We start from the raw sequence: 10,565 nt of genomic DNA, 5'->3' as shown, positions 1-10,565 counted from the left end.
GACGGAGTTCGTGATGACAGAAGCTGTGCTTAAAGATGCATTTTTGGCGCGTGTTGCCGAAAACAATCCCAACCAGCCTGAGTTCCTTCAGGCAGTAACAGAAGTAATTTCCTCGATTTGGCCTTTTGTAGAGAAAAACCCGAAGTACATTGAAGCGGGCATTTTGGAGCGTTTGGTCGAGCCAGAGCGTTTAATTCAGTTTCGCGTTAGCTGGGTCGATGACAAAGGCAAAGTGAATGTGAACCGCGCGTTCCGCGTTCAACACAACTCTGCCATTGGTCCTTACAAAGGCGGCATGCGCTTCCATCCTTCTGTGAACTCTTCTGTGCTGAAGTTCCTTGCCTTTGAACAGACCTTCAAAAATGCGCTAACTACCCTGCCAATGGGCGGCGGTAAAGGCGGCAGTGACTTTGACCCGAAAGGAAAAAGTGACAACGAAATCATGCGATTCTGTCAGGCGTTAATGCTGGAATTGCACCGTCATTTAGGTGCAGACACCGACGTACCAGCCGGTGACATTGGCGTTGGCGCGCGTGAAGTTGGTTTTATGACCGGCATGATGAAAAAGCTCTCCAACAGTGCCGAGTGCGTGTTTACGGGGAAAGGCCTGTCGTTTGGCGGCAGCCTGATCCGCCCAGAAGCGACAGGTTACGGCTTGCTGTACTTTGTAGAAGCCATGTTGAAGGAAAAAGGTCAATCATTGGCAGGCAAACGTGTTGGTGTGTCTGGCTCGGGCAACGTCGCACAATACGCGATTGAAAAAGCCATGCACATGGGCGGGCGTGTGGTCACCGCTTCTGACTCAAGCGGCACTGTGTATGACCCTGAAGGCTTTACGCCAGAAAAACTCGCAATCCTGATGGACATTAAAAACGTCCAGCGTGGCCGCGTTGCAGATTACGCCCATAAGATGGGCTTGATGTATAGCGAGAACGGTAAACCTTGGCAGTATGAGATGGACGTTGCGTTGCCTTGTGCGACCCAAAATGAGCTAGATGCCCATGACGCAGAAATGCTAGCTGGCAATGGTGTTCAACTGGTCGCAGAAGGCGCGAACATGCCGAGTACTGCAGACGCCGTCGCTGTGTTTAACAATGTTGGCATCATGTATGCGCCGGGCAAAGCTCTAACGCTGGTGGCGTGGCAACCTCTGGCCTAGAAATGAGCCAAAACGCACTTCGCTTGGGCTGGAGCCGCGAAGAAGTTGACCAACGCTTACAAGAAATCATGCGCCGCATCCACGATACCTGCGTGGAATACGGTCGTGATGAATCCGGCAAAGTGAACTACGAGCTAGGCGCAAATATCGCGGGCTTTGTAAAAGTCGCCGACGCGATGCTGGCACAAGGCGTTTGCTAAGTTTCGCTTAGTTAGAAATGTAGAAGCCACCGCGAGGTGGCTTTTTTTGTCGTTAAACCTGATGGGTTGAAGAACGTTTGATACATTGGCCCATCATCCGCCTCATTCTCGTTGCTTCTATCGTTGAGTTTGGCGAGCGGTCTTGACCCATTACAAAATGGGGTGAGCGTTTCCTTCAAGTGCCTGACTTAAGCTTCGTGTTCAATGCCAATTCAGATAGTATTTTTCTAGAAAACGCTCATAATTCGGCTACAAAAACACTTGAAGAAAAATACCTATGTCTGACTTTAAATACTACTTCCATCAACTTCCTTGTTTTAACTGTAAAAATACCAAAGTAAGCACTGACCTTGGTTGGTTAACGGCAGCGATGAAAGAGGATGTTGTCGCGCAAATGACGGCGATCATTGCTAAGGGCAACGTTGAAACCGATCTTTTGGTAAACGTAACTTGCACGAAAGACGAAGCGCGTGAGTACTTGTTGCTGAACTTCTACGGCTACTCAGAAGAAGACCTTGCGAGCCAAGTTAAAGCGGACGACGAGCAAGAAGTGGCGGAAGAAATCGCCGAGCTTCTGGCAGAGGGCGGCGACGCAGCAGTGTTCGAGCATGAAGTTGTACTGCAAAGCTGCACCGATTGCGACATTGACTAAGCGTAAAATCGGCGTAGTCACCAAACGCCAACATGCTTAAGTGATGCTCTATTTTCTGAGGCGTATAAATCTGATTTATAACGCCTTTTTGATATCTGTGGTTTTTAACTCAGCGTGATCGCCAGCTAAGAATTCGTGGTAAGCCATTGTTTGAGGTTTTTGTTTGAGATAAGCGGAAGAATGTAGGCTGGTTAGCGAATGGGTCTATCGTAATTTCTTCTAACCCATCACGTACTTTTGCCCAGCACCGTGGCACCAATCCCTGCCAATAGCAGTACGCAGCCAACAATCTGTTGGGGAGTTGGGATCACCTTTTGGAAAAATAACGTCAGCACAATACCAAATAGGGTAGAAAACCCAGCCGCCATGAGTACGAGAGATACATAGGGAAATTTCAGCGCACCGCTCCCGTAATAGACCGAGAAGCCGACACTACCAATATACATAAACGGAATCGCGACAAGACAAATCTTCGCTGCGGACAGGAGTATGTTGGAGGTATCAAGGTAGCGGACACTCATCATGTTGACGAGTTGAATACAAAGCGTCGCTACTGCGAGCGTACCGCTAAGTTTGAGAATGTGCATGTGACGTGCCTGTGTTTGAGTAAACGCAGACAGAAACGGTCTCCTGATGCACTGTCTGAAAGGTTAAGGTAAGTCATGTTACCCAAGAAGCGGGGGATTCTATATGGGTGGCTAATTTTTGTCCACATTGTTCGCGCTAATCGGTGTGGATTGAGTAAACGCTAAATTGCCCCATTGTGAGTTAGCATTTCGTCCATCTGAGAGCTCGAATCATCCCACAAAGTCTAAATTTTTCTTATACATTTCTTCTGTATAAATACAAAGCGCAATGTATATAGTGAAAATGAGCATATTTTTAGTAACGGACTCCAATATTCTCCCATTTAGATCGCAACCATAAAAGTTAATCCACTGATTTAATTCACCTATATGGTAAGTTGGTAAAAGTGTACGCGGACTAATCGGGTGTCCCGGTTTTCGATAAACGGGCAAGTTTCCCGCTAATAAGTTGTTAGTTTTCACAAGGAGAGTTGGCAATGTCAGCAGAAAATTTTTTAAATGCAGAGACAGATACTTTTGGTGGAATAATCAAAGGTGACAATAAATTTAAAGTTCCTCTATATCAAAGAGACTATTCTTGGAGCAAAACTCATTGGAATGATTTATGGTTAGACATAGAGACCAATAGGAAAAATGATTCCAAACATTATATGGGTTCTGTTGTTTTAGTATCTAAAAATAAAAAGCAATACGATATTATCGATGGTCAGCAAAGATTGACAACTCTTACAATATTAGTGCTGGCCGTGGTTGATACTTTAAATGATCTGGTTGAACGCGAAATTGATGTAGAAAACAATAAAAAAAGAATAGAGCTTCTAATTACCGACTTTGTTGGAAAGAAATCTTTATCTTCATTGAACTATGAAAATAAAATTGAATTAAATGAAAGTAACAACCCTTTCTTCTCAACCTATTTAACCAACTTTAGAAAGCCTATAAATATAAAGTCAACCATCAAGAGCAATAAACTACTTTTCGAGTGCTTTAATTATTATAAGGAATTGATTAAAGAAGAGATTTTTATGGGTGAAGATGTTACTTCATTAATTTCTTTTGTTGAGTATATTTCTGATAGCTTGTTATTTATCCAAATTACAGCAACGGATGATTTGAGTGCTTATCTTATTTTTGAAACGCTAAATGACCGAGGCTTAGACTTATCTGTTACTGATTTATTGAAAAACTATCTATTTTCAATAGTTGACGAGGCAGATAAGAGTCATGTTAAAAATATCTGGGATATAACTATTAATCACGTTTCATACTCGGGATTCCCGAAATTTCTACGCCACTATTGGATGATGCAAAATGGCTTAATTCAAGAAAAAGAATTATTTAAGACTGTTAAAAGGCACATCAATACTCCTAGTACGGCGTTTGAGCTGTTAAATAGCATGAGTGAGGTTTCTGAGGTTTATGCTGCTCTAAGTGATTCAGCCATCAATTATGGGAAGGTGAGGAGAGAGTTAAAAAGCATATTAGAGAACTAAGTCTTTTTAATGTTACCCAATGTTATCCATTGTTGATTAATGCATATTTGTACTTAGATCATGATGATTGGACTGCTACTTTAAGGATTTGCTCAGTAATTTCTTTTAGATATATAGTGATCTCAGGGTTAAACCCAAATGCGTTAGAGTCAAAGTATAATGAGGCATGTAAAGCAATTAATGCAGGAACTGCTAGAACGGCAAGAGATATATTTATTATATTACAACCACTTTATGTCAGCAATGAGGATTTTGAACGTAACTTTGAATCCAAATCAATCAGAACTAAAAGATCGGCGAAATTGGCTAGATATATAGTTTATAGCATCGAAAACCACCTATCAGAACATTCATTTGATTTTGAGCATGACAATGGTTCACTTGAGCATGTGTTGCCAGAAAATCCATCATCTGAATGGAGTGAAAACTTTCCTAAAGATATTGAAGAAAGTTTTATTTATAGGCTTGGAAATTTCACATTGTTAGAGCCGGATAAAAATCGTGTTATTGGCAACAAAAATTTTGAGCATAAATCTGAAGTTTATAAAACGAGTAGATATGAATTAACGAAAAGTTTGGTTATCAAAAGTGGAATCAAGATAACCTTAAAGCTAGACAAAAATATTTAGCGAAACAAGCTAAAGCAATATGGCATCTACCTTACGCGTAAAGTAGAAACTAACAAATTACTTAAACGGACAAAACAGCTGGCTTTTTCTCGCTTCTCGCTAATTTTAGCCAGCTATTTTGTTGTCGCTTAGCAAAGCTACATGGATTCCCCTGTTCGTCAAACTGCGACGGTACAATTTCTAACTAAGAATTGTCCAGCTTCGTCTCAGGCAGATCTGTTATGACACGTGATGCCCCAAAGTGAGTTGATACTTCGAGCATCTGAGCACATGATTTATCTCTCTAAGGCCAAATTATTCTATTGATTTAACGCTGTATAAAAACACAGATAAATGCATATAGTAAAAATGTGCACGTTTTTAATTCGGGGTGCCCGAATTCTTAAACTAAGTTCGCAACAAAAAAGTTAATCTACTGATTTATGAGGGTATATGGTAATTTTGGACAACTGTACGCGGACTAATCGGGCGGCCCAGTTTTGTACTAAGCGGGCAAGCCTCCCGTTAATAAGATGTTAAATTTCACTCTGTTACGTTGATGTGAGTTTGGTTTAATTTTAATAGGCGATGTAACGTAAAAGAAAATACATATAATGAGGCGTTTATCTATGGCAGGAAGATCACCGAAAGGACCAGGTTATATTTATATTTTTGTGAACGAAACAAATCCAAATGAAATAAAGATTGGATTATCTATAAACCTGTAGCTAGGCGAAAACAACTACACACAACTGGTACCGCTGAGCCTATGCATATTCATACTGTATGGAAAGTATCAAATATGATAGAAGCTGAAACTATTGCACACCAAGTTATGGTAGGCCATCGAGTTAACCGAAAACGTGAGTTTTTCCATCTGGTTACAGAGAGTGATGTAGATAAACTAGCTACACCTCACCCCCACTTCGGGTACGATCTCGCTGACGACTATTTATATACTATTAGTGTGCTAATAGAAAAAGCGTGGGAAGATCTTGAGATTGACTACACATGCGAAAAAGGCAATCAGTACTTCTGAGTAATTCATTTCATCAATTTAATATCGTTGCTAGTAAAAAGTAGGACCACTAATCAGGTGGTACTACTTCGGAGTCTGAAATTTAACAATAAATTCAAGCAGATTCGCAACGCTTGGCACTTTCAGTTTGAATCGACTTTAGTGTTTCCGTGACAATGCTTTAGGTCAGGTGGTGGCGTTGCTCACCCCTTAGCAGGGCGTTAAGTGTATAGAGGAAGTATGAGAGATTATGTTGTACTAGTTGGTAATGATATCAATAATATTGTTGCCGGAAAATCATGGGAGGATCTTCTTAAGGACCTTACAGAACACTTGTCAATTTCGGTGGATTTTCCTAAAGATAAGCCTTTTCCCCTAGCTTATGAAGAAATCTACTTCAAGGGCTTAGACACTAGTGGTTCATTTGACGAACGTGTAGTTAAAAAATTTGTTGCTAGCCATGTCAGTGATATCCAATCAAGCACTATCCATAAACGTTTGATGGAATTAAGCTGTGAAAATATTCTCACAACTAACTATGATTTGTCCCTTGAGTCTGTATTGTCCTCTAACATCAAGTCACTCAAAAATAGTGGTTACATCAAAGAGTCACTTTACAATTTGTTTCGTTATCATGAAGTTGGGAATAAAAAAGTTTGGCATATTCATGGTTCTGCAAATGCTTATCAATCTATAACATTAGGCTATGAGCACTACAGTGGATATTTGCAGCATATGCGCAGTTATGTTGTTACTGGCACTAAAGATACTTACAAAAATCGCTCTTTTTCGCCTTTAACTAAGCGGTTCAAAGAGGATAAAGTTGAGCACTTATCATGGGTTGATATGTTCTTCACTAAAGACGTCCATATTCTTGGTCTATCTTTGGATTTTAATGAAAATGATCTATGGTGGTTGCTTACTTTCAGACAAAAGTCCATGCACACCAAGCGTTTATTGATATTTAATCAAGTGTACTACTATATCCCTAAAACCTACGTTGATGTCTCGAAGAGTAAATTGGATCTCCTCAAAAGTGTAGGTGTACAGGTCGTAGAAATAGACAACAGCCAACTAGATAAGCTTGGTTACTATAACCGTGCTATTGATCAGATCTCCGAAAAATACACTTAACACATATGAGCCCTTCTCCGGTCAATAGGCAATAGCATTCTTTTGGCTGCGTCAGCAGCCAATGCTTTCGAACAACAAAGTCGTCTACTCCGTTTTGCAGAATCTGAGGTTATCCGAATTATACGACTACAGGGACAGACGCTAACTCACTTTTGTCCAAATTCCTTTCTAGGTGCCTAAACAAAAGCGAATCACCCTCATTACTCTGATCGCTCCCGAACTAAAACAACCTTCTCTTCATCCCCGTTCTTTCCAATATCCGCGTGGAGATTTCCTCTACAGATAACGAACTGGTGTTGATGTAGGGGATGGCTTCACTTCGAAACAGGGCTTCAATGGCGGCTACTTCCTGCTGGCACTGTTCACTGCTGGCGTACTCGCTACCGGAAAGGCGGTTTTGGCGAATTTGCGTGAGTCTTTCTGGCTCGATGGTGAGGCCAAAGAGCTTGTGCCGCTGAAATTCAAATTCAGGCAAAAGACGCAGGGAAGCGATGTCATCGGCGATAAACGGGTAGTTGACCACACGAAGGCCAAACTGCATTGCCATATAGAGGCTGGTTGGGGTTTTGCCGCTTCTGGACACGCCCAAAAGAATCACATCTGCACGGTCGAGATCTTTCAAAGAAACGCCATCATCATGCGCTAAAGTGTATTCAATCGCTGAAATTCTATCGAAATAGGTGTCGGAGTCTTTGCTGACACTGCGTGAGCGTTGAAGCTTTGGCTTGGGTTCAATTTGGGTGTCTTCCGCGACACGCTGCACGATGCTTTCCAGTACATCGTAGAAAAACGCAGGTGCTTTGAGAAGTTGCGCGCGCATGGTGGGGATCACCATAGAAAAGAACACCAGTGGCTTCACGCCGTGTCTTTCATAGGATTGTTGGATTTCCTTGGTGAGATCGGTGAGTTTGTCTTCTGACTCCACAAAAGGGAAGGTTTTCTCGTTAGGTTCGAAAGAAAACTGCCCCAAAACAACATGCCCGAGGGTTTCGCATGTGATGGCTGTCCCATCCGAGACATAGAACACGTCTCGAACTTGAATTTCTGCGTGCTTCAAAGGTTAAGTTCCTCGCAAATTTCGATAGGATAAAAATCAGACTATCTCATTGAGTGCATATATCGAAAGTGTCCTTTTCGACGGCACCGATGGCGATGGTTTGACTATAACAATAACAAAATAGAGTGTGCTATTGGCGTTGAGCCAGCTTGTGAAGGCTGGATGCGTTTTTAGCTGTAAAAGGAAAGTTTGCTAAACACCCAAATGCCGCAATGTTTCTGGAGAAAGACATGCAAAAGAACACCCTCTGGTTCGACTCTCTGTCCATGGATGATGTAGACAAAGTCGGCGGAAAAAATGCCTCGCTTGGCGAGATGGTTTCTAATCTCGCGAATGTTGGGGTTTCTGTGCCCAATGGTTTTGCCACCACCTCTTATGCGTTTAATCAGTTCCTTGATTTTGAAGGGCTGGATGATCGCATTCACCAAATTCTCGATACCCTAGACGTCGAAGACGTTGATGCTCTGCGAAAAGCTGGTGCTACGATTCGACAATGGGTGCTGGACGCGCCGTTTCCTGCCGATTTGGAGCAGGACATTCGCGATAACTACCAAACCTTGGTTGACGGAAATCCGGAGCTTTCAGTCGCCGTTCGCTCGTCGGCGACCGCAGAAGATTTGCCTGATGCGTCGTTTGCGGGTCAGCAAGAAACCTTCCTTAATGTGAAAGGCATTGATGCGGTACTGGAGGCGACCAAGCATGTGTTTGCTTCCTTGTTCAACGACCGCGCGATTTCTTACCGCGTCCATCAGGGCTTTGATCACCGTGGCATTTCATTGTCTGCGGGTATTCAGCGCATGGTACGCTCGGACAAAGCTGCGTCAGGCGTCATGTTCACCCTCGACACCGAATCTGGTTTCGATCAGGTGGTGTTTATCACGTCGTCTTGGGGCTTGGGCGAAATGGTTGTGCAGGGCGCAGTAAACCCTGACGAGTTCTATGTCCACAAGCCACTGTTGCAAGCGGGTCACCCGGCGGTGGTGAAACGCACTTTTGGCTCCAAACTGATCAAGATGATTTACGCCGACAGCCAAGAGATCGGTAAGCAGGTTGAAATTATCGATACCTCCGCAGAAGAACAGAACCAGTTTTCGCTGAACGATGATGAAATTACGGAGCTTGCCAAGCAGGCGATGATCATCGAAAAACACTACCAGCGTCCGATGGACATTGAGTGGGCGAAAGACGGTATCGACGGCAAGCTTTATATCGTTCAGGCGCGCCCAGAAACCGTGTGCTCGCAAAAGCAAAGCAATGTGATTGAGCGTTATGAGCTGAGCAGTAAAGCAGGCGTGTTAGTCGAGGGTCGCGCGATAGGTCAGCGTATTGGTAACGGTGCGGTGCGTATCGTGGACTCGCTGGATGAGATGTCGCTGGTGCAAGAAGGTGATGTGCTGGTAACAGACATGACAGACCCAGATTGGGAACCTGTGATGAAAAAAGCCTCGGCGATTGTCACCAACCGTGGCGGTCGTACGTGTCACGCGGCAATCATTGCCCGTGAGCTAGGCATTCCGGCCATTGTGGGTTGTGGCGATGCCACCACCAAGCTTACGGACGGCGCAGAGGTAACGATTTCTTGTGCCGAAGGTGAAACGGGGTATGTCTATGACGGCAAGCTCGACTTTACCATCAGCCAGTCTGCGGTTGATGAGCTGCCTGTGTTGCCAACCAAAGTGATGATGAACGTGGGTAACCCAGACCGGGCGTTCGATTTCGCGCAGATCCCGAATGAAGGTGTGGGCTTGGCGCGTTTGGAATTTATCATCAACAAGATGATTGGCATTCACCCGAAAGCCTTGCTCAACTTTGATGCACAAAGCGATGAACTCAAAGCGGAGATCAACCAGCGTATTCGTGGTTATAAAGATCCGGTGGATTTTTATGTCAGTAAGCTGACTGAAGGGATTGCGACCATTGCTGCGGCATTCTGGCCAAAGCGTGTGATCGTGCGTATGTCTGACTTTAAGTCGAACGAATACAGCAACCTGATCGGCGGCAGCGAGTATGAGCCGCACGAGGAAAACCCCATGCTGGGTTTCCGCGGTGCATCGCGTTACATCTCTCCTGTATTCGAAGATTGCTTTGAGCTGGAAACCCAAGCCATCAAGCGCGTGCGCAATGACATGGGCTTGAAGAACGTGGAAATCATGATCCCGTTCGTACGCACCACGGGTGAAGCAGCGGAAGTGAACGATCTGCTGGCGAAATTCGCTCTTCGCCGCGGCGAGCAAGGCTCAAGGTCATCATGATGTGTGAGCTGCCATCGAATGCGGTGCTGGCGGATGACTTCCTGAAATACTTTGACGGTTTCTCGATTGGTTCGAACGACATGACGCAGCTAACACTGGGGCTTGATCGGGATTCTGGTGATATCGCTCACTTGTTTGATGAGCGAAATCCTGCGGTGAAAGCCATGCTGAAAATGGCGATTGAAGCAGCAACGCGAGCGGGCAAGTATGTGGGGATATGCGGGCAAGGGCCGTCAGATCATGACGATTTGGCCGAATGGTTGATGGCGCAAGGGATCAGCTCTGTGTCACTGAACCCGGATACAGTCGTCGATACCTGGATGAAGTTGGGTAAGGTCAAACCCAAAATTTGATGTATCAATCTTGCTGAAACACAAAAGCCTATCTCGTCGAGATAGGCTTTGT

General features: G+C 44.1%; 7 protein-coding genes and 2 pseudogenes. 7 read left to right on the top strand and 2 right to left on the bottom strand.

Going from position 1 to position 10,565, the window contains the following annotated elements:
- The first annotated feature begins 13 nt into the window (after nucleotides 1-13).
- A pseudogene (gene gdhA / locus ATN88_RS07570) lies at nucleotides 14-1,359 on the top strand (NADP-specific glutamate dehydrogenase).
- Between the two features lie 277 nt (nucleotides 1,360-1,636).
- The gene (locus ATN88_RS07565) at nucleotides 1,637-2,011 is read left to right on the top strand and encodes a hypothetical protein (RefSeq protein WP_067413657.1); all 375 of its coding nucleotides are present in this window, start codon (nucleotides 1,637-1,639) and stop codon (nucleotides 2,009-2,011) included.
- 227 nt (nucleotides 2,012-2,238) lie between these two features.
- Here the strand turns inward: ATN88_RS07565 and ATN88_RS07560 are convergent, their stop codons facing one another.
- The gene (locus tag ATN88_RS07560; protein ID WP_067413653.1) at nucleotides 2,239-2,598 is read right to left on the bottom strand and encodes a hypothetical protein; all 360 of its coding nucleotides are present in this window, start codon (nucleotides 2,596-2,598) and stop codon (nucleotides 2,239-2,241) included.
- Nucleotides 2,599-3,074: 476 nt separating this feature from the next.
- Here ATN88_RS07560 and ATN88_RS07555 point away from each other — a divergent pair, with 476 nt between their 5' ends.
- The 4 genes from ATN88_RS07555 to ATN88_RS07540 all read left to right on the top strand — a co-directional run bounded on the left by ATN88_RS07555 (nucleotide 3,075) and on the right by ATN88_RS07540 (nucleotide 6,851).
- On the top strand, nucleotides 3,075-4,091 hold the full coding sequence (locus ATN88_RS07555) for a DUF262 domain-containing protein (protein WP_067413650.1): 1,017 nt from the start codon (nucleotides 3,075-3,077) through the stop codon (nucleotides 4,089-4,091).
- Nucleotides 4,092-4,120: 29 nt separating this feature from the next.
- On the top strand, nucleotides 4,121-4,720 hold the full coding sequence (locus ATN88_RS07550; protein WP_198158345.1) for an HNH endonuclease family protein: 600 nt from the start codon (nucleotides 4,121-4,123) through the stop codon (nucleotides 4,718-4,720).
- Nucleotides 4,721-5,408: 688 nt separating this feature from the next.
- The gene (locus tag ATN88_RS28835; RefSeq protein WP_408607700.1) at nucleotides 5,409-5,738 is read left to right on the top strand and encodes a GIY-YIG nuclease family protein; all 330 of its coding nucleotides are present in this window, start codon (nucleotides 5,409-5,411) and stop codon (nucleotides 5,736-5,738) included.
- 219 nt (nucleotides 5,739-5,957) lie between these two features.
- A complete protein-coding gene (locus tag ATN88_RS07540; RefSeq protein WP_067413643.1) occupies nucleotides 5,958-6,851 on the top strand; it encodes an SIR2 family protein in 894 nt (297 codons plus the stop codon).
- Between the two features lie 220 nt (nucleotides 6,852-7,071).
- On the opposite strand, the gene ppsR is transcribed toward ATN88_RS07540, so the two are convergent.
- Nucleotides 7,072-7,908, bottom strand: coding sequence for a posphoenolpyruvate synthetase regulatory kinase/phosphorylase PpsR (ppsR, locus tag ATN88_RS07535; RefSeq protein WP_083539444.1), 837 nt, complete (start codon nucleotides 7,906-7,908; stop codon nucleotides 7,072-7,074).
- 230 nt (nucleotides 7,909-8,138) lie between these two features.
- On the opposite strand from ppsR, the pseudogene ppsA reads away from it, so the two are divergent.
- Nucleotides 8,139-10,513 (top strand): annotated as a pseudogene (gene ppsA / locus ATN88_RS07530) (phosphoenolpyruvate synthase).
- Nucleotides 10,514-10,565: the final 52 nt, after the last annotated feature.

The sequence above is a fragment of the Enterovibrio coralii genome (assembly GCF_001559595.1).
GTDB lineage: Bacteria > Pseudomonadota > Gammaproteobacteria > Enterobacterales > Vibrionaceae > Enterovibrio > Enterovibrio coralii.
This window is presented reverse-complemented; position numbering and strand designations above follow the sequence as displayed.